The organism is Streptomyces capillispiralis, from assembly GCF_007829875.1.
GTDB lineage: Bacteria > Actinomycetota > Actinomycetes > Streptomycetales > Streptomycetaceae > Streptomyces > Streptomyces capillispiralis.
Genome location: NZ_VIWV01000001.1, coordinates 782,163 through 803,027 on the forward strand (window position 1 = coordinate 782,163; position 20,865 = coordinate 803,027).

Consider the following 20,865-nt stretch of genomic DNA (forward strand, 5'->3'; position numbering starts at 1 on the left):
GTGCGGCGGGGGCGGGATCCGTCCCCGCCGCACACCGCTCACTCCCCGGCGGGCGCGCGGAGCGCGGCGGCCAGCCCCGCCACCGTCGGCTGCCGCAGGAAGCGGCGCGGCGTCACCCGGCCGACGCCCTCGCGGGCGAGGTGGGCGAGCATCCGCACCGCGAGCAGGGAGTCGCCGCCGAGCGCGAAGAAGTCGGCGGTGCGCTCCTCCACCGGACGGTCCAGCAGCGTCTGCCAGTGCGCGGCGACGGCACGCTCGGTGTCGTCCCGGGGCGGGCCCGGCTCCGCGCCGTCGGCCGCCTTCACCGGGACGGACAGGCGTCCGCCGGGGGCCCGCTCGTCGGCGCCCGCCTGTTCGGCGTCCACCGCCTCGGGCAGTGCCACCACGGCCGACCAGCCGTCCGGCTCGACCAGCGACTCCACGGTGGCCATCACGTCGGCGAACATCCGGTCGACGTCCGCGCCCGCGAACAACTCCTCCACCAGCGAGAACACGACGACGAGTTCGCCGCGCAGCTCGAACAGCCGCACCTCCAGGGCGACCTGGGGCGTGCGCAGCTGCTGGTGGTGGCTCAGCAGGTCGATCTCGCCCAGCGGGCCCGCCTCCTGGGGCACCTCGCTGCCCAGCGCCGCGTCCACGCCCAGGGTGGACTGGAAGACGACCGGGGCCACCGGGCGGTGGGTGCCGCGGCGGCGGCCCAGCTCGCGGGAGACCTCCACACCGGTGATCAGGTTGTGCGCGAGCGCGTCGCCGATGTCCCGCTGGGCGCGCGTGGCGAGGTCCGCGAAGACCGGGGCGGCGGGCAGGTCCACGGGCAGCAGCATGGTGGAGGAGAACGCGCCCACCAGGCGGGACACGTCGGGGTGGAGCGGCAGCCGGTTCAGCTGGAGGGTGTTGAGCAGGAACCGGCGGTGGCCGCAGGCGCGGGCGACCGCCGCCGCGAACGCCGCGAACATCGCCGCGGACGGGGTCACCCCGTGCTCGGTGCACAGCCGGCGCAGCGCCTCCCAGCGCGCCGGGTCCAGCACGGCCTGCCGGGTGCCCATCAGGGTGGGGCGGACCTCCCCGGGGTCGGCCACCAGGGGCAGGGCGGGCGGCAGCGGGAAGCCGTCGAGGCGGTCCCACCACCAGTCGCGGTCCTGCTGCCACGCCTCGGTGCCGGGCAGGTCGCGCAGGGTCGTGACGTAGTCGCCGTAGTCGATGTCCAGGGGCGCGAGGACGGCGTTGTAGTCGGAGACCAGCGCGAACAGGTCGCGGTAGAAGACGCCGGAGGACCAGCCGTCGATGATGAGCAGGCTGGTGGAGGAGTGCAGCCGCGCTCGGTCGCCGGGCATCAGGGTCAGACGCATGTCCAGGCCGCAGCCCCGGGACGGGTCGGGGCCCTCGGTGCTCATCTCGTGCCGGATCTCCGCGAGCCGTGCGGCGGCCGTCTCCTCGTCGGCGCCGCGCAGGTCGGTGACCCGCAGCCGCGGTACCGCCTCCGGGTCGTCCAGGGGCAGGATGTGCTGCCGGCCGTCGGGCAGGATGCGGGCCCGCAGCACGGCCTGGTGCTCGGCCAGGCGCTCCAGGGCGTCCTGGAGGGCTTCGGGGGCCTCGTCGGCGTCGATGTCCTCCAGACCGATGTCCACGTAGTGGTGGGCGGAGCGGTAGGACAGCTCCCAGGCGTCCTGCTGGCCCACGAAGTAGCCCTGCTGGAGCGGCAGCAGGGGGAACGGCGCGTCCGGGTCGTCCCGCCGGCGCAGGTCGAGGGGGAGCGGGCGCAGGGCGCCGGAGCCGCCGCCGGTGCTGCGCTCGTGGACGAGGGCGGCGAGCTGTGCCGCGTTCTGCTCGACGCGGACGTCCGCGAGGGCCAGCGGGGTGCCGAGCCGCTTGCGGAGCATCGCCGCCATGCGCACGGCCAGCACCGAGTCACCGCCCAGGCTGAGGAAGCTGGCGTCCGCCGGGACGTGGGCGAGGTCGGTCTCCAGGGCGTCGGCCCAGACGGCGCGGACGGCGTCGACCAGGTCGGCCGGGGCCGTCTGCGCGCCTGCGGTGTCGTCGGGTGCGGTGGTGGGGGTCAACGGGTCGCTCCAGTCGGCGTGTCGGTGCGGATGATGTGGTCCACGGTGTGGATCCGGGGGAGGACGGCGGTGGGCGGCAGCCGGTCGGCGAGCGCGGCGCGGACCGCCGCCGGGTCGGGCCGGTGGTCGTGGTGGCGGACGCGGCCGGCGATGACGCGCTGGCCGGCGGCCGTGGTGAGGGGATGCCCGTCGGGCGGCAGGACGGGCAGCGGGTCGAAGCCGGCCGCGTCGAGCTGCCGTGCCCACTCCGCCGCGGTGAGGAAGACCCGGTCCTGGCCCGCGCGCAGGTCCGTGAACCAGGCCCGCTCGTCGGGTGCGGGCGACATCAGCAGGTACATGGAGGTGAGGGCCTGGTAGTGCTCCCGGCAGGACTCGACCACGACCAGCAGCCCGCCGGGTGCGAGGAGTTCGCGCAGGGCGGCCAGGCACCGGCCGGCGTGCCGGGCGTTGTGCAGCACGTTCGCGGCCAGGACGACGTCCTGGGAGCCCGGCTCCAAGCCCTGCGGGAGCGGGTCCGCCTGGATGTCGAACAGGGCGGTGCGCAGTCCCGGCCGGCCGGTGAAGGCGTCCTTGGCCGCCCGCAGGAAGAACGGGGAGACGTCGGTGAACAGGTAGTCGACGGGGGTGTCGCCGAGGGCGTCCAGGACGGTGCCGGTGGTGCCGCCCACTCCGGCGCCCACCTCCAGCACCCTCAAGCCACCCGCCTCCGCCCGGTGTCGGGCCTCGGTGGCGACCAGGGAGGCGGCGGCGTGGTTGGCCCAGCGGCTGGGCGCGCTGTCACGGTAGTTGCCGGTCGCGGTGTCCGTCTCCCCGTCGGGGAAGAGCACCTCCTGGAGCGACGCGCGGTCCTGGAGGAGCAGCGGGAGGCGTTCGGCGGCGGCCCGGAAGAAGCGGGTCATGGCGGGCGGGTAGCCCAGGTCCCGGCAGGGGGCGTCCAGTGCGCGCAGGGCGCGTGCGTGGTCGCGGCGGTCGGGCACCTCCAGGCAGTGGTGGCGGCCGGTCGCCGGGTCGGTGACGAGGCGGTCCTCGGCGGCGAGGGTGCGCAGCCAGCGGCGGACGATCCAGGCGTGCCGGGGTGCGACCGCGAGGGCCGCGAGGACGTCGTCGGTGGAGGGGCGGCCGCCGTCGCGGAAGAGGCGGGTGCGGTCCAGGACGCGGGCCATGGTGAGCAGCGCCGTCTCGTCCAGTTGCCGCATGGCCGCCGGGAGCGCCGCGAGGTCGGTGCCCCGTACGGAGGCGTCGCCCGCGTCCGCGGCCCGGTCCGCGGCGTCGGCGTCCGCAGCCGGGATCTCCCGCGCCTGCGGGGGTGGTCCGGCGACGAGGAGGGTGTTCCGCGGGTCGCCGGGCAGGAGGTGGTGGTCGGTGACGCCGGGCAGACCGGTGAGGGCGGGGTCGGTGCGGGCTCCGGTCATGAGGGGCCGTCCCCGGTGCCGTCCACCACGGTGATCGCCGGGAGCGCGGCGCCCGGGTCGGCCCGGCGCAGGTGGTCGCGCAGCACCTCGGGCAGGCGGCGCCGCACGAACAGGGGGAACGGCTCGTGGGCGGCCGGGCCGACGGGGTCCGGGGCCTGCTCGGTGGCGGCGGGCGCGCGGTGCGCCGGGGACACCACGGCCAGCAGGCGCGGGTCGGCCGCGTCGAGCAGCACGGCGGCGTCCGTGCCGTCCAGGGCCTCGCGCAGGGCGTACGGGGTGACGGCCCCGGGCGCGTCGGCGAGCAGGGCGTTGGGGATGCCGTGGACGACGACGGGGCCGTCGCCGTCGAGGGCCGCGCGCAGCGCCTCCCGGGTGCCGCTCCCCCGGTGGGCGTCCCACGGGGTGCGGCGCACCCGCGGGGTGTCCGGGGCGGGGGTGTGGGGGCCGACGTGCAGGACGATGTCGTAGCGGTAGCGGGTGAGTTCGGTGTCCTCGGCCATGGTGCGGGCGTGGACGCTCATGCGGACCGGGCGCGGCTGGCCGACGAGCGCCGTGACGACGGCGGCGGGCGCGAAGGACAGTTCCTCGTCGGAGGCGGCGGCGGCAGTGGCCCGGGCGGTGACCGTCGCGTCGTCCGCCTCGGGGTCGCGGGCCCGCTCCAGCCGGGTGAAGTGGTCCAGGACCAGCCCGGAGTGGCGGATGTCCCCGACGATCACGGTGCTGCCGTCGGCGACGGCGGCCAGCGCGCCGTGCAGGACGGCCGTCAGGTAGGCCAGGTCGGGGAAGCACTGGGTGACGGAGTTGAACAGCACGCAGTCGGGGCGGACTTGCGGCCCGAAGACGTGGTCCATGGCGTCCCGTACGCGGGGGGCGTCCGTCTCGTGGGCGGCGGCCCGTACGAACGCGGTGCGGGGCAGGCCGGCGGCGGTGAGCCGGTCCACGGCGACCTGGGCGACGTCGGTGCCGACGTAGCCGTCCAGGCGCGGGTGCAGGCGGTGGGCGAGCAGGCCGGTGCCGCAGCCCAGTTCGAGCAGGCGCGACGGGCGCTGCGCGAGGACGAGGTCGACGGTGCGGTCCACCCAGTCGCGCATGTGGGCCTCGGGCAGCGGCGCCCCGGTGTCGGAGGACCGCCAGCCGGAGAGGTCCAGGTCGTCGGCGTGCCGGCCCTCCCCCGTCTCGTACACCCACTCGTAGACCTCGGCCCACTGTTCGAGGTGTTCGCGCAGCAGGGGGCCGTGGTCGGGTGCGGCGGCCACGGCGTCCGGGTGCGGTACGACGTGGAGGCCGCCGTCGGGTGCCGGGCGGGCGCGCGCCACCCAGGGGTGGGCGGCCAGCAACTCCGCCGTGCGGGCGGTCTGTTCAGTCGTGGTGTGGTCGGACACCGGTGTGCTCCGTTCGTGGTGCGTGGGGCTGGTCGGTGGGTGCGGTCGCGGGTGGCACCGGGGTGAGGCGGCGGCCGGTCAGGTGCAGGACGTGGTCGGCCCGGGCGGCCGTGCGGGGGTCGTGGGTGACGGTCAGGACGGCCGTTCCCTCCGCGCGCAGGCGGTCGAGCAGGTCGAGGACGGTCCGCGCCGACGCGTGGTCCAGGCCCGCGGTGGGCTCGTCCAGGAGCAGCACGTCCGGGCCGGCGGCGAGGGCCCGGGCGAGGACGACCCGGCGGCGCTGGCCGCCGGAGAGCGCGGGCGGTCTGCGGGACGCCAGTTCGGCCGGGAGCCCGACGGCTGCCAGGAGTTCCTGGACCCGGTCCCGGCGGGCGGCCGCGGTCATGCCGTGGAACACCTTCAGCGGGCGGGTGACCGAACGGGCGGCGGTGTGCGCCGGGTTGAGTTCCGTCGCGGTGTCCTGGCCGGCCAGCTGCACGGAGCGGAGCGTCCGTCGGTCGCGGGCGCGGGTCGCGGCGGGCAGCGGGCGTCCGTGCAGCAGCAGATGGCCGCCGGCCGGGGGGCGGCGGCCGGCCAGGGCGTGCAGCAGGGTCGTCTTGCCGCTGCCGGACGGTCCGGTGACGGCCAGCCAGCCGCCTGTCGGCAGTTCCAGGTCGCAGGGGTCGAGCAGGGGGGTGCCGTCCGGGGTGCGGAGGGTGAGGGAACGGGCGGCGAGCGCGGGGGTGGCGGGGTGGTGCGGGCTCTTCCCCGGCGGCGTGGGAGAGGCGGTCGCGCGGCCGGTCCCGTCCCGCGCCGGCGGAGGCGGGGCGGGGAGGTGCCGGCCGGTGTCGCGGGCGGGAAGGAGCGGGAGCGGTTCCCCGGCGTGCGGGTCCGTGCCCAAGGTCAGCGTCATGTCGGCCAGTTCGGTGGCGAGGCCGGTGTCGTGAGTGACCAGGACGACGCCCCGGCCGGGGACGCCGCGCCGTGACCGCACCGCGTCGGCGACCAGGCCGGCGGCGGCGCGGTCGAGTGCCGAGGTGGGTTCGTCCAGCACGAGGAGTTCGGGGTCGGCGCACAGCGCGCGGGCCAGGGCGACCCGCTGGGCCTGTCCTCCCGACAGCTCCCCCGCGCGCCGCGCGGCGAGCCCGGGCGGCAGACCCAGCCGTTCCATCAGGTCGCCGACCCGGTGCGCGCGGGCGGCCGGATCGCCGGTGAAGCCCTCGCCGATGAGCCGGTCGACCCGCCAGAGCGGGTTGAGCGCGGCGGCGGGGTCCTGTCCCAGCCAGCCGGTGCGGGTGCGCCGCCAGCGCCGTGCCGCCCGGCCCGGCGGCACCGCCGTACCGCGCCGGCGCACGGTGCCCGCCGAGCGGTCCAGCCCGTCCGGGAGGACGTCGAGCAGGGCGCGCAGCAGCGTGGACTTGCCCGCGCCGGACGGGCCGGTGACGGCGAGGACCTGGCCGTCACCGACGCTCAGGTCGACCGGCGGCAGCACGGTGACGCCGTCGAGGGTGCGGTGGACGGCCAGTCCTTCGGCGGCGAGCAGGGGCACGGAGCGGGGCGGGGCGGGGGTCGTCATGCCGTCTCCTCCGGGGTGCGGGCGGCGGAGCGGGCCGCCGCCGCGAACGCCCAGGCGCACAGCGCCAGCGGGACGGCCGGGGCGAGCAGCGCCGACGGGTTGAGCGCGGCGCCGGGCAGGTTCTCGCTGAGCATCAACGCCCAGTCGGGCGCGGGCGGTCGCGGACCGAGGCCGAGTACGGCCAGCGTCGCCGCGATCTGCAGCGCCGTGACCAGGCGCAGCCCGGCGTCGGCGGCGACCAGGCGGCGCAGTGCGGGCAGCACCTCGTGGAGGAGGACGGCGGGGGTGCGCTCGCCCCGTTCGACGGCGGCGTGCACGTGTCCGCTGTCCCGCAGGTGGGCGCACTGGGTGGCGACGACCCGCGCGGTCAGCGGCGCACCGGCGAGCACCGCCGCCACCACGACCGCCGCGCTGCCGGGCAGCGCGGTGGCCAGCACCAGCGCGAGGACGAGGGCGGGCACCGCGAGCAGCAGGTCGCTCAGGGCGCGTACGGCGCGGGAGGTGCGGCCGCCCGTCCAGCCCGCGGCGAGACCGAGGGCCGTACCGCAGACGACGGCGGCGGCGGCCGCGAGCAGGGACACGGTGAGCAGCTGGGTCCCGCCGGCGAGGACGCGGGACAGGACGTCGCGGCCGAGGACGTCGGTGCCCAGCGGGTGCGGTCCGCCGGGCGGCGTCCAGGGTGCGGCGACCGTGCGTTCCGGCGGGTGCGGGGCGGCGTACCGGCCCAGTGGCACGCACACCAGCAGGGCGGCGGCCAGGGCGGCGGGCGCGGCGCGGCGGACGGTACGGGGCGGGCGGAGGGGCGAGCGGGCCTTCACACGGGCCTCCCGGTGAGGCCGGGGGCGGCGTCCCGAGCCTGGTCCGGGGCCGTGGTGCGGCGGGCCGCCAGGTCGGCCAGGAGCATGCCCAGCAGCAGGACGGCGGCCGGGAGGAGCGCCGCGGCCTGGATGACGGGGACGTCCCGCACCGCGACGGCGGACACCAGCAGCTGCCCGGTGCCGGGATAGCCGAACAGGGTCTCCGCCAGGGCGGTTCCGGCGACGAGTCCGCCCGCCAGCAGGGCCGTGACCTGGAGCGCGGGCGCGTACAGGAAGGGCAGGACGTGCCGGTGCAGCACCAGCGGCGCCGGCAGGCCGCGCAGCCGCGCGTCCGTCACGTGCGGCCGGCGCAGGGCGTCGCCCAGCGCCCCGCGCAGCAGGGCCGTGGCGAACGCGGCCGAGGGCAGGGCCAGGGTGAGGGCGGGCAGCACCAGGACGCGCGGATCGGCCAGGGGCGAACCGCCGGGCGGGAGCAGGGAGACGGCGGGCAGCCAGCCGAGCAGGCCGGCCAGGACCGCGCCGAGCACCGCCGCGTACACCGGCTGCGGCACGGCGGCCAGGCCGGTGGCGGCCGAACCGCCCCGGCCGCCCCGCAGACCGGTGACGGCCAGGGCGGTCACGGTCAGCAGCACGGTGCCGGCCAGGGCCACCGCGACCAGGACGGCGGTGGCGGGCAGCCGTTCCGTGAACAGGTCCGCCACCGGGCGGCCGCTCACCAGGGAGCGGCCCAGGTCGCCGCGGACCAGGCCGTACAGCCAGTCGGCGTAGCGCACCGCGGCGGGCCGGTCCAGGCCGAGCCGGTCGCGTTCCGCCGCGATGTCCGCCGCGGAGGCGCGTCCCGCCGTCCTCAGCTCCCCCGCGTCACCGGGGAGCAGTTCGGTGGCCGTGAAGACCACGGCCGTGGCGGCCGCGGTCAGCGCGGCGGCCCGCCCCACCGGACGCAGCGCCCGGCCGGCGCGGCGCACGCCCCCGCCCCGGCCGGCGGAACGCCCGGTCACTTCGCCATCCACACCTGGTCGATGAACATGCGCTGGAAACCGGGGCCGTCGGGCAGTCCGCGCACACCGGGCGCGGCGAGGTCCAGGCCGTCGCCGGTGCCCCAGACGACGTATCCGCCGTCCTTCCACAGGTCGCGCTGGATGCCGGCGAGCAGGTCCTGGCGGCGCGCCTCGTTCGCGGTGGCCATGGCCTCGGCGAAGCCCTCGTCGAACGACCTGCTGCGCCAGGCGGTCTCGTTGGTCGGGGAGTCGGACAGCAGACCGACGCGGGTGAGGTCGGGGAAGGAGATGCCGCCGTAGTAGCCGGTGTAGAAGGCCTTCTTGGCGTAGACGGCGGTCCAGTAGGTGTCCGCGGGTTCGACCTTCACCTCGGCGTCCACACCGATGTCGGCGAGCTGCTGCGCGTACAGGGTGGCCGCGGTGTCCATGCCGGGATAGGAGGTGGTGGTGTGCAGGGTGACGGTCAGTCCGTCGGCGTGGCCCGCCTGGGCCAGCAGCCGCTTGGCCTTCTCGACGTCGCGGGTGCGCTGCGGCAGGTCCTTCGGGGTGGAGGGGTCGTAGGGGGTGGGGAGGTCGTTGGCGACCTTGCCGTAGCCGAGGAAGACGGTGTCGACCAGGGCCTTGCGGTCGGCCGCCAGACGGAAGGCCTCACGGACCCGGGGGTCGTCGAACGGCGCGGTGTCCAGGCGCATGACGAACGGGTACTCGGTGACGCCGTCGCGCCGGATCACCTGGGTCCGGGCCGAGGAGCCGGCGCTCTTGACGGCGGCGGGGCTGACGCTGCCGGCGACGTCGGCCTGACCGGAGGCGACGGCGCTCGCCCGCGCCTGCGGGTCGGCGACGGCCTGGATCTCGATCCGGTCCAGGTGCGGCCGCTCGCCCCACCACTTCTCGTTGCGGGTGAGGACGGCGGTCTGGGCGCCGGTGCGCTCCACCCGGTACGGGCCCGAGCCGGTGACCGGGCGGGAGAAGTCCTCGCTGCCCTCCGGGACGACGAAGGTGACGGACTCCAGAGCCCTGGGCGCGTCGGCCATGGGGGCGCGGGTGGCCAGGACGACGGTGTGGGCGTCGGGGGCGGTGGACTTCGCCAGGTCGAAGTCGGCGAGTCGGCCGTAGTTCTCGGCGGCCTTGCCGGCGATGCGGCGCAGGGAGTACAGCACGTCGGCGGCGCGCACCGGGCGGCCGTCGGTGAAGCGGGCGTCGTCGCGCAGGGTGAGGGTCCAGCGGTCCATGTCCGCGTCGGGCTTCCACGAAGTGGCGAGCCGGGGGCGGGTCCTGCCGTCCGCTCCCGGGACGGTCAGGACGTCGTAGGTGAGGGCGAACCGCAGGACGTCGGACTCGTTGCCGAGGCCGCCGTGCGGGTCGCCACTGGCGGTGGCGGGTGAGCCGGCGACGGCGTAGCGCAGGGTGCCGCCGTCCACGGGGGTGCTGTCGGAGGCCGCCGGGGTGTCCTTGGCGGGCGTGCTGGAGCAGGCGCTCAGCAGGAGGGCGCCGACGGCGGCCAGGGCGGTGGCGGCGGATCTGCGGGACGGGAGGGAACGGGGGGTCGGGTGCTGGTGCATGGTGGCTTTCCGCGAGGTCGGTCGAGGGTCGGGGTGGTGGGGTGCCGGGTGTCAGCCGGCGGCGCGCACGGCGGCCAGCGCGCGGTCGACGAGGGCGGCGGTCCGGCGTACGGCGGGGTCGTGCAGCAGGGAGTAGTGGTGGCCGTCGACGGTGTGGGCGTCGACGGGGCCGCTGACGTGCGGCAGCCAGCCCAGGGCGGGCAGGTCGCCGGCGTCGTCGACGCCCATGCCGACGCCGGCGTTGTGCGGCGAGGGGGTGGAGGCGGCGATGAGCAGCAGCCGGGTGGCCGGGTCGGTGAGGTGTCCGGCCCGGTGGCCGGCGAGCGCCCGCAGATGGCGTTCGAAGACCTCCAGCCGGGCGTCGGCGGTGTCGCGCGGGCCGAGCAGGCCGGCCGACCGGAGCCGCTCGGTGACGGCGCCGCGCACCGCTTCCGGCGTCGGGGCCTCGCGGATCGCCGCCGCGTCCGCGCCCAGTTCCAGGTCGAGGTCGAGGAACGCCTCCAGGGAGCGCAGGTAGCGGACGGCGGCGAACGCGGTGTCCTCGGCGCCGTCGGCGCCGCCCAGCGCGCGGATGCGGTCGGGGGTGTTGGAGTCGATCATCACCAGGAGGTCGGTGCGTTCACCGCGCCGCTGCAGTTCCACGGCCATCTGGTGGGCGACCGTGCCGCCCATCGACCAGCCGCCCAGGAGGTAGGGGCCGTGCGGCTGGTGGGTGCGCAGCGCGGCGAGGTAGCGGTCCGTCATCTCGGGGATGGTGGACGGGCCGGTGCCGCCGGTCAGGGCGGGGTCGGTGAGGGCCACCACGGGCCGGCCGTCGGTGAGGAGGCGGGCCAGTTCGCCGTAGCACAGGACGTCGCCGCCGGAGGGGTGCATCAGGAACAGCGGGCGGTCGTCGGTGCCGTCGCGCAGCAGCATGACGGCGTCGCGGTCGGAGGGGGTGTCCTCCGGCGCGGGGGCCGGGCGGCTGTCCCGGGCGGCGGGCGCGGGGCGGGGGTCCTCCCGGTCGTCCCACGTGTGGGGCGCCTCGGCCAGCCGGCGCACCCGCGCGGTGTACGCGGCGAACGCGGCGTCCGCCTCCTCGGCGGGCAGGGCGTTCTCCAGGACGTCCCACTGGAGCAGCAGCGCGCCGTGCTGTTCGATCACCTGGTGGTCGAGCCAGGTCTGCGGGGTGCTGCTCACGCCGTGGACGGGTGTGCCCGCCCAGTCCAGGTCGTGGCCGCCGCCGAGCGGGCCGGACAGGCCCAGGGCGCTGGTGAAGACGACGGGCACGGACGCGGTGCGGCCGGTGCGGGAGGACTTCTCGGCGAGCAGGTCGAGCGCGGAGAACTCCCGGTGGTCCAGGTCCTCGAAGAGGGTGCGCTGGGCGCGGGCGGCGGCGTCGGCGAAGTTGGGCGTGTCGGTGCGGTCCACCTCGTGCAGCATCAGCGAGGTGAAGTCGCCGACCACGGCGTCCGCTCCGGGGAGGTGGGCGGGCCGGTCGAACAGGGTGAGCGTGACGGCGAACCGGTCCTGCCCCGACCATTCGGCGAGGGCCTCCCCGTAGGCCGCCAGCAGGACGGCCGTGGGGGTGAGTCCGCGGCGGGCGGCCTCCGCCTTGAGGGCGTCCCAGTGGGGCGGCTCCAGACGGGCGGTGCGGCGGGCGAAGCGCGGGCGTTCACCGAGGTCCCGGGTGCGTACGGGCAGGGCGGGCGCGCCGGGCAGGTCGTCCAGGCGGGCGCGCCAGTAGGCGGCGGCCCGGGCGTGCTCGGGGCCCTGGGCGCGTTCCTGGAGCGCGGCCACGCAGTCCGCGAACGTCGTCTCCAGCGGCGGCAGGTGCGCGTCGGGGTTCTGGTAGAGGGTGCGCAGTTCGCGGTCCCAGACGAGGTAGCTGGCGGTGTCGCACACCAGCACGTCGACGTTGACGAACAGGCGCACGATGTCGCCGGGCAGCCGGGCGGCCCGGATGTCGACCAGGGGCCAGCGGCCCGGGCGGGGTTCGCGGCGGACCATGCGGTCACGGACGCGGTCCAGCTTGCGGGCGCGCTCGGTGTCGTCGTCCTCGGTCAGGTCCTGGACGCGGATGCGGTAGTGGGGGACCTTGTCGAGCACCCGGTTGCGGCCCTCCGGGGAGACGACCGCGCGCAGCATGGGGTGGCGGGCGACGACCGCGTTCCACGCCGCCTCGTAGCGGTCGGTGTCCAGGCCGGCGCAGTCGTACTCCAGGTGGAAGGAGCACGGGACGTCGCCGAGGCGGTAGCCGCCGGATCCGCCGACCCAGTAGGCGTGCTGGACACGGGTGAGGGGGAACTCGCGGGGGCCGTCGCCGGCCGGTGCGGCGGTGGTGGTGGTGCCGGCCGGGGCGGGGGCGGGCCGGGGTTCGCGGGCGGGGAGCAGCGGGGCCAGGGACGCGATGGTGGGCCGGGCCAGCAGGTCCTGCAGCCGCAGGTCGGCGCCGTGGTCGTCGCGCAGCCGGGCGAGCATCCGCGTCGCCAGCAGGGAGTGGCCGCCGAGCGCGAAGAAGTCGGCGTCGCGGTCGGTGACGGGGAAGCCGAGCAGCTCCGACCACACCCGCGCCAGTTCGGCCTCCGCGCCACCGCCGGGTGCGTCGCCCGCTTCCGACGACGTGGTGGGAGCGGGGCCCGGTACGGCGGTGGGGGTGCCCGCGGTGCGGGGCGCGAGGTCGGCCGGGGAGACCGCGACCGAGGCGGGGGCGCGGCCGGCGTCCGCGAGGGCGAGCAGCCGGTCCACGGTGCGCATGCCGTCGTCGAGGCCGATGGAGTGCCGTGAGGCCACGGTGCGTTCGCTGCGGCCGGGTCCGACGCGCCAGCCGTCCCAGGCGACGCTGAGCCAGCGGGGCGCGCCGTTGGTGCCCGTGGTGCGCTCGTGTTCGGCGAGCGCGTCCAGGAAGCGGTTGACGGCCGCGTACGGGGCCAGGCCCAGGCCGCCGACGAACGCGGTGGCCGAGGACATCAGCAGGACGGTGGCCGGGCGGCGGCCCGGCGGCAGGCCGTGCACGGCGGTGCGCAGGGCGAGGGCGGCGGTGACCTTGGCGTGGACGTGTGCGCGTACGGCCGGCTCCCCGGTGGCGCGCAGCGGGGCGACGGCGGCGGAGGCGACCACGCCGGCGGCGTGCACGACCAGGTCCAGCGGGCCGTCCCGGTCGGTGAGTTCGCGCAGCAGTTCCGTGGTGGCGGCGGTGTCCGCGGCGTCCGCGGCACGGACCTCGATGTCGGCGCCGGAGGCGCGCAACTGCCGTACGGTCTCGGCCCGTTCGGCGTCGCCGCTGCCGGGCTCGGGGTCCGGGTGGAGGCCGGTGCGGCCGGTCACCACGACACGGCGTCCGGAGCGGGCGAGGTGCCCGGCGAGGGCGAGACCCACGTCACCGAGCCCGCCGAGCACGACGGCCGTACCGGTACCTGTCGCGCCGTCCGCGGCGTCCGTGCCGGTGGTGCCGGTGGTGCCGGTAGTGCGGGTGGTGCCGGTGGTGGGTGCGGACGGGCGCCACGGGGTGATGCCGCGCTGCCAGCGGTCCCCGCCGCGCAGGGCGCACTCGGTGCCGTTGGGGCCGCCGGACAGCAGGTCGGCGGCCTCCGCGAGCACGGCGTCGAGCGCGACGGCGTCCGGCGGTCCGGCCGGCAGGTCGAGGGCGCGCCAGCGCAGGCCCGGGAACTCCTGGGCGAGCACGCGCGGTACGGCGAGGGTGGCGGCGGCGTGGGCGGCGGGCCGGTCGGCGCTCTCCACCTGCTGGGCGTGGTGGCTGAGGTGGAGCAGGCAGGCGCCGTGCGCCCAGGGGGCGGCGGCGCGGGCGACGTCCGCGTACCGCAGGAGCGAGGCGGTGACGGTGCCGGCCGGGTCGGTGTCGTCGCCGGTGCCGTGGTGCGGGCCGGTGACGACGATGCCGTCGCACGGGGTGTCCGGGTGCCGTGCCGCCTCGTCGAGGGTGACGGTGGTGGCCCCGGCGGCGGTGAGCGCGGCGCGTACCCGTGCGGGCAGCGGGGAGTCCGGCGGGCCGTCCACGAGCCAGCGGCCCGGCGACGCCGGGCGGTCGGTGTCGAGCGGGGGTGTGCGCCGCCAGACGGGCAGTTGGAGGGGTTCGGTCTCGTCGGGGGCGGCCCCGGAGGGATGGCCGTCCGCCGCGGCGGTGGGGGCGGGCGGGTCGATCCACAGCCGGCGCGGGCTCAGCGGCAGCCCCGGCAGGGTGACACGGCGCCGTCCGGGGCGGTGCAGGGCGGCGGCGTCCAACGGCACGCCGTACGTCCACAGTTCACCGGCCGCCGCGAGCAGCGCGGCGCGCCCGCCGTGCGGCTCGTCCCGGTCGGGGAAGGTCGCGAGGGTGGCGGCGGGCCGCCTGTCCTCCTGCCGTCGGGCGAGTTGCAGCAGTCCGCTGCCGGGGCCCGCCTGGACCAGCACGGCCGGCCCGTCGCCCAGGGCCGCGGCCAGCGCGTCGGAGAAGCGCACCGTGGAACGCAGGTGCGCCACCCAGTGGTCGGCGCCGGGAGCGGTGCGCAGCAGTTCGCCGGTGAGCGTGGTGGCGAGCGGGATCCGCGGGACGTCCGGGCGGACGGCCCCGGCGGCGGCGCGCAGTTCGGGCAGCACCGGGTCGACCAGCCGGGAGTGGGCGGCGGCGTCGAGGGAGAGCCGTACGGTGCGTTCGCCGCGCGCCGCCAGCAGCCGTTCCAGCGCGGCGACGGCCTCGGCGGGTCCCGAGACGACGCAGGAGCGGGGGCCGTTGACCGCGGCGAGGTCGAGTTCCGGGTGGTCGGCGAGCAGGTCGAGGGTGTGCCGCTCGGCCAGCGGCACGGTCAGCATCACCCCTCCCCCGGCCGCCCGGGACATGCCGCGCGAGCGGACCGCCACCAGCGTCGCCGCGTCGGGCAGGGACAGGGCGCCGGAGACGACGGCGGCGACGTACTCGCCGAGGCTGTGGCCCACCACGGCGTCCGGTTCCACGCCCCAGGAGCGCAGGGTGCGCGCGGCGGCGAGGGAGACGGTGAACAGGGCGGGCAGCCCGTGGGCGGGGTCGCGCAGCAGGCGGCGGGCCCGCTCGTCGGACGGGCCGGCGGTGACGAGCGCGGTGAGGCCGGGTCCCGTGCCGTCGTCGAACAGCTCGGCGCACTCGCGCACGGTGCGCGCGAACTCCTCCTCCTGGTCGCACAGGTCACGGCCCATGCCCGCGTACTGGGCGCCGCCGCCCGGGAACGCCAGCACCACGCGGGGCGCGGTGGGTCCGGTGCGGCGCCGGGGCGCGGTGCGCAGCGCGCGGGTGTCGGCCTCCGCCGCTCCGGTGAGGACGGCGGCGGCCCGGTACGGCAGCGCGGTGCGGCCGGTGTGCAGGGTGTGGGCCGCGTCGGCGGGGTCGAGCGGGGTGGTGGACAGGGCGGTCGCGGTGGTCTCGGCGAGGCGGGCGAGCGCGTCGTCGCGGTGCGCGCTGAGCAGGGCGAGCTGGGGCCGCGGGTCGGCGGGCGGGGCCGGGCGGACGGGTGCGCTGCCGAGGACGACGTGGCAGTTGGTGCCGCCGATGCCGAAGGAGCTGACGCCCGCGTACCGGTGCCCGGCCCAGTCGGTGGCCTCGTGGACGACGGCGAACGGCGAGCCGTCCAGGCCGAGGTCGGGGTTGAGCGGCAGCGCGTCCAGGGTGGGCGGCAGCACGCCGTGGTGCAGGGCCAGTACGGTCTTGGCGAAACCGGCGATGCCGGCGGCCGAGTTGGCGTGCCCGATGTTGCTCTTGACCGAGCCCAGGGCGCACCACGACGGACCGGTGTCGCCGAACACGCGCCGCAGCGCGGCCACTTCGACGACGTCGCCGAGGCGGGTGGCGGTGCCGTGGGCCTCGACGTAGGTGATGTCGCGCGGCGTGAGTCCGGCCACGGCGAGCGCCTCGGAGACGGCACGGGCCTGTCCGCGCGGCGAGGGCGCGGTGAAGCCGGTGCGGTCGCCGCCGTCGTTGTTCACGGCGGAGCCGTGCAGCACGGCCAGTACCGGGTCCCCGTCGGCGAGGGCGTCGCGCAGCCGCCGCAGTACGGCCACGCCGACGCCCTGGGTGTGCACGATGCCGGTGCCGTCGGCGGAGAAGGTGCGCACGTGTCCGTCGGCGGAGAAGATCCCGTCGGGGACGTGGAGGTAGCCCCGGCCCTGCGGCACGATCAGGGAGGCGCCGCCGGCGAGGGCGGTGTCGCACTCCCCCGCCAGCAGCGACTGGGCCGCCAGGTGCACGGCGACCAGGGACGTCGAGCAGGCGGTGCCGACGGCGACGGCGGGCCCGGTCAGCGCGAGACGGTGCGCGACGTGCAGGGGCAGGTAGTCGGCGACTCCGGCGAGGGCCGCCTGGAGGCTGCCGACGGGGTCGGTGGCGGAGGCGGCGTACCGGTCGGCGAGGTTGCGGGCGAGGTAGTCGCTGTGGGCGGCGCCGGCGAACACACCGACCGCGCCCGCCCCGGCGCCGCCGCCGTGCCCGGCGCTCTCCAGGGCGCGCAGGCACGCTTCGAGGAACAGCCGCTGCTGGGGGTCCATCAGGGCCGCTTCGGCGTCCGTCAGCCCGAACGGCTCGGGGTCGAACCGGTCCTGGCCGTCGATCACCCCGGCGACGGGTATGTGCGCCGGATTCTCCAACAGCCGTGTAGGGACGCCGCGTTCGGCCAGTTCCTGTGCGCTGGAGCGGGTGAGGCCGCTGCGTCCGCCGACGAGCAGGTCCCAGTAGGCCGCCGTGTCGGGTGCTCCCGGGAAGCGGCAGTCCAGGGCGGTGACCGCGATCAGGTCGTCGTCCACGGCCGGTTCGGGGTTGTCCGGCAGGGATCCCCGGGAGGAGGTCGGGTCGGTCATCGGGTGGTCTCCTCGGCGAGGGCGCGTGCGGCGAGGCGGGAACTCCTGCGCGCGGGGCGTTCGGGCTGCGGGGTCGTGGGCGGACGGACGGCTGGGGTCCCGTCGCCTGCGGACGGATCGGCCGGTTCGGCCGTGTCGGTGGCGCGTTGGGCGGTGATGCGGGCGGCCAGGGCGGCGACGGTGGGGTGCTCGAACATGTCGGCCAGCGCCAGACCGGGCGCGATGCCCTCACGGAGCCTGCGGTGGGTGAGGACCAGGGTGAGCGAGGTCGCGCCCAGGGCGGCGAAGGTGCTCTCGGGGGTCACCGGCGAGTCGGTGAAGTCGGCCAGGACGGCGGTCAGCGCCTCCAGTACGGCCGGGTCCACGGGGGCGGGCGCGGCGGTCCGGCGGCTGGGGGAGGGCGTACGGCCGTCGGCGTTCCCGTCGGCTCGTGTCACGTCGGACGGGAGCGCCGAACCGGCGGCCGGGGCGGAGGGTGACGCGGCCTTCGACTCGTCGGAGGGGCAGAGGATTTCCGCGAGTCCGTCCGCCGGCAGGCGAGCCTCGACGGGCGCGGAACCGGCGGCGCGTGCCACGGTCCGCAGCCAGCGGGCGGATGCCTCCAGCGCCTGGTCGGGCCGCAGCCCGCCCGGCCGGACCACGACGGAAACCTCCAGGCCCAGGGCGGCCGCCTCGGCGACCGCGGCGGCGGCCCACTGCCCGTCGACGGGGGAACGGCCGACGGAGGCGGCTTCCTCCCCGGCGGCAGCCGGCCCCGAGTCCGCGCGGGGGCCGTTCCGCTCGCCGGCGACCGCGGCGGCCCCACCGGCGTCCACGGCGGACTCACCGGCGTCCAGGGTCGGAACACCGGTCTCCGCAGCCGGGACACCGGCATCCGTGGCCGGACGTCCGGCCACGGCGGGCTCGCCCCCGGCCCCGGCGGACGCAAGTCCGGCCCCGGCCGGTGCGGCAGCCCCCGCCGGTGCCGTCAGTGCCGCGTGGTCGATCTTGCCGTTGGCCGTGACGGGCAGCTGGTCCAGGATCACGAACCGGCTGGGCACCATGTAGTCGGGCAGCCGTTCGCGCAGGGCGTCGGCGAGTTCCTCGGCCGTCGGCGGCTCGCTCGCCCCTCGCGGGGACAGGTGCGCGACCAGCCGGGGCCGCCCGTCCGGGCCCCGCACCGACGACACGACGCACTGGCGGACCGCCGGATGGCGGGCGAGCACCGCCTCCACCTCGCCCAGTTCGATCCGGTGCCCGCGGATCTTCACCTGCCGGTCGACCCGGCCGAGGAACTCGATGGTGCCGTCGGCGGTCCACCGCCCGAGGTCACCGGTGCGGTACAGCCGGCGGCCCAGCACCGGGTGGACGGCGAATCGTTCCGCCGTCTGCGCGGGATCGCCGGTGTAGCCGCGGGCCAGTCCGTCGCCGCCGATGAACAGCTCGCCCGCCTCGCCGACCGGGCACGGTGCGCCGTTCTCGTCGAGGACGAAGAAGCTCTGGGCGCGCAGCGCACGGCCGTAGGGGATGCTGCGCCAGCCGGGGTCGGTGTGCTCCACCGGGTGGGTGATGGACCAGATGGACGCCTCGGTGGCGCCGCCGAGGCTCATCACCTTCGCCTGCGGGGCGAGCCGGCGCAGCCGGTCGGGCAGGGTCAGGGGGATCCAGTCGCCGGAGAGCATCACCAGACGCAGGGTGCGCAGGGCCGTGGCGGCCTCCTCCGGTTCCATCTCCGCGTACTCGACGAGCATTTCGAGCAGGGCGGGGGCGGTGTTCCACACGGTGACGCCGTGCCGGCCGGCCAGTTCCAGCCAGTGCTGCGGGTCGCGCTGCCGGGCGGGCTCGGGCAGGACGAGGCAGCCGCCGGCGCCGAGGACGCCGTAGATGTCGAACACGGACAGGTCGAAACTGAGCGCGGACAGCGCCAGTACGCGGTCCTCGGGGCCGATGGCGAACCGGTCGACGATGTCGTCGATGGTGGTGCGCGCGGCCCGGTGCTGGATCTCGACGCCCTTGGGGCTGCCGGTGGAGCCGGAGGTGAAGATGGTGTAGGCGAGGTCGTCGGGGCGCGGGACCGCGAGCGGGGCGACGGGTTCGGCGGGTGCCGCGGCGGCGCGGGCGGGGCGGCCGGCGGCGGTCAGACGGTGCACGGTGACCGTGTCCGGCCACTCGATGCGCACACCCCGCCCGGTGAGGGCGTGCCGGACCCCGGCGCGTTCGCAGACGGCGGCGATCCGGGCGGCCGGCCAGGTGGGTTCCACCGGGAGGTAGCCGGCTCCGCCGAGGCTGACGCCGAGTACGGCGGTGATCTGGGCGGTGCCCTTCTCGCAGGCGACGGCGACCATGTCGCCGGGGCCGACGCCGTGCGCGGCGAGCAGGCTCGCGGTGGCGGCGGCGTTGTCCGCGAGGCGGGCGTGGCTGACCGTGGCGGTGGCGGTGCGCAGTGCGGGCCGTCGCGGATGCCGGCGGGCCGCGTCGGCGGCCGGGTCGTGCAGCAGCGGGCCGGCGGTGGGGAAGGGGACGGCGTCGAGGGGTTCCTCGGGGTGGAAGGAGGGGTCCCAGCCCAGGGTGGTGTCCCGCCAGGCGTCGGCGTCGGTCAGGGTGCGCAACAGGCGGACGTGGGCGTCGAGGAGGGCCTGGATCCAGCCGTCGGGGAAGGCGCCCTCGACGGCGTCCCAGGCCAACCGGAGCCGTCCGTCCTCGTCCCACACGATGTGGTCGAGCAGGACCTGCGGGGTCTGGGAGATGCCGTGGACCTCCCGGCCGATCCAGGCGGCCGGGGCCTCGCCGTCGCCCGCGAGGCCCACGCCGCTGGTGAAGACCACGGGATGGCTGGGGGCGCCCACGGTCGGCGGGGTGTGCGTCCGCAGTTCCCTGAGCACCTCGACGCCGGACACGGAGCGGTGGTCCAGGTCCTCCCAGAAGCGGTGGTTGACGGCGGTGGCGTAGTCGGCGAAGCCCTTCCAGCCGGCGGGGTCGAAGGGGGGTGTGCCGACCAGGGCGGTGGTGGTGAAGTCGCCGACCACGCCCTCGGCACCGCCCTCGTCCTCCGGGCGGTCGAACAGGGTGGTGTTGAGGCAGAGTCGCTCCCCGGCGCCCCACCGGCCGAGGACGACGGCGAACGCGGCGAGCAGGGCGGCGGTCGGGGTGACCGCGTGTTCGGCGCACCGGGCGCGCAGTGCGGCCCAGGTTTCGGCGTCGAGTTCGGCGGCGGAGCGGACGAAGCGGGGCGGGGTGGTGTCGGCGGGGTCGCGCAGCAGGGGCAGGCGCGGGGCCGGCGGGAGGCCGGGGGCGCGTTCGGCCCAGTAGGCGCGGTCGCGGGCGCGCCGGGCCGCCCACTCCGGGTCGGTGGCGCGGGCGCGCTGGAGGTCGGCGAAGCGGGCCCGCGGCTCGGGCAGGCGGTGGGCGGGGTCGTCGACGAGACGGCCCCACTGGCGCATCAGCAGCATCCAGCCGGCGAGGTCGGTCAGCAGCACGTCGACGCCGACGTGCAGGCGGGTCCGGCCGTCGGGCAGCAGGGTGGCGTGGAGGTCGAACAGCGGCCAGGAGCCGGTGGGGCGGTTCTGATGGGACCGCTCCTGCCGCTGCGCCGACAACGTTTCCCGCACCCGGTCCGCACTCTCGTGGCGCACGTCGGTGACGCCGATGCGGTAGGGGCCGGGGGCTTCGAGGATGTGCTGGCGGCCGCGGTCGTCCACCGTCATGCGCAGCATCGGGTGGTGGGCGACCAGCCGGTTCCAGGCGGTCTCCAGGCGGGCCACGTCCACGAGCGGGTCCGTGTCGCCGGGCGTGCGGTCGTACTCGTAGTAGTAGAAGGTGGCCACGCCGCCCAGCGGCAGGCCCTCGGCCCGTCCGGCGAGGTAGGAGGCCTGAATGGGCGTCAGCGGGAAGCCGTCCGCGTCGTGTTCCCGCCCTTCCGGGGTCTCGGGGCCGGGTGCGCCGGCGGGCGGGGCGTCCTGCGGGGCCCGGCCGGCGAGCACCCGGTCCGCCACCGCGCGGACCGTGGCGGAGTCGCCCAGGAAGGCGGTCAACGGCAGGTCCTGGCCGGTGCGTTCGCGGATCCTGCGCCGCAGCCGTACCGCGGTGAACGACTCCAGCCCCAGGGCCGCGAGGGGAGTCGTCGGCGCGACGTCCCCGGGTGAGGTGCCGAGGACCTCGGCTGTGCAGTCGATGACGCGGGCGAGGATGTCGTCGCTCGGCACGGGCTGGTTCATCCGGTCTCCGTTGCAGCGCAGGCAGGAAGGCACTCCCCCGGCCGTTCGCCGGGGGAGCAGGACACCAGTGAACCTAGATGAAAATGA

At 77.0% G+C, this 20,865-nt stretch carries 9 protein-coding genes; all 9 read right to left on the reverse strand.

Annotation, left to right across the window (positions count from 1 at the left end):
• Nucleotides 1-38: 38 nt before the first annotated feature.
• From FHX78_RS03005 to FHX78_RS03045, 9 genes are read right to left on the reverse strand one after another with little or no spacing between them, the layout of a single operon-like run.
• A complete protein-coding gene (locus tag FHX78_RS03005) occupies nt 39-2,060 on the reverse strand; it encodes a condensation domain-containing protein (RefSeq protein WP_145865911.1) in 2,022 nt (673 codons plus the stop codon).
• On the reverse strand, nt 2,057-3,472 hold the full coding sequence (locus tag FHX78_RS03010; RefSeq protein WP_145865912.1) for a class I SAM-dependent methyltransferase: 1,416 nt from the start codon (nt 3,470-3,472) through the stop codon (nt 2,057-2,059). Before FHX78_RS03010 ends, FHX78_RS03005 begins: the two co-directional genes overlap by 4 nt.
• Nucleotides 3,469-4,854, reverse strand: coding sequence for a class I SAM-dependent methyltransferase (locus tag FHX78_RS03015; protein WP_208766177.1), 1,386 nt, complete (start codon nt 4,852-4,854; stop codon nt 3,469-3,471). Before FHX78_RS03015 ends, FHX78_RS03010 begins: the two co-directional genes overlap by 4 nt.
• Complete coding sequence (locus tag FHX78_RS03020; RefSeq protein ID WP_145865913.1) at nt 4,832-6,409, reverse strand: ABC transporter ATP-binding protein; 1,578 nt, start codon at nt 6,407-6,409, stop codon at nt 4,832-4,834. Before FHX78_RS03020 ends, FHX78_RS03015 begins: the two co-directional genes overlap by 23 nt.
• Nucleotides 6,406-7,227, reverse strand: coding sequence for an ABC transporter permease subunit (locus FHX78_RS03025; RefSeq protein WP_145865914.1), 822 nt, complete (start codon nt 7,225-7,227; stop codon nt 6,406-6,408). The genes FHX78_RS03020 and FHX78_RS03025 overlap by 4 nt, the downstream gene beginning before the upstream one ends.
• A complete protein-coding gene (locus FHX78_RS03030) occupies nt 7,224-8,225 on the reverse strand; it encodes an ABC transporter permease (RefSeq protein ID WP_208766178.1) in 1,002 nt (333 codons plus the stop codon). The genes FHX78_RS03025 and FHX78_RS03030 overlap by 4 nt, the downstream gene beginning before the upstream one ends.
• Nucleotides 8,222-9,787: an ABC transporter substrate-binding protein gene (locus tag FHX78_RS03035; protein WP_145865915.1), complete on the reverse strand. Its 1,566-nt coding sequence runs from the start codon at nt 9,785-9,787 to the stop codon at nt 8,222-8,224. Before FHX78_RS03035 ends, FHX78_RS03030 begins: the two co-directional genes overlap by 4 nt.
• Before the next feature lie 51 nt (nt 9,788-9,838).
• A complete protein-coding gene (locus tag FHX78_RS03040; RefSeq protein WP_145865916.1) occupies nt 9,839-16,585 on the reverse strand; it encodes a type I polyketide synthase in 6,747 nt (2,248 codons plus the stop codon).
• Nucleotides 16,582-20,778 (reverse strand): non-ribosomal peptide synthetase, encoded by a 4,197-nt coding sequence (locus FHX78_RS03045; protein ID WP_145865917.1) that lies wholly within the window; start codon nt 20,776-20,778, stop codon nt 16,582-16,584. The genes FHX78_RS03040 and FHX78_RS03045 overlap by 4 nt, the downstream gene beginning before the upstream one ends.
• Between the last annotated feature and the right edge of the window lie 87 nt (nt 20,779-20,865).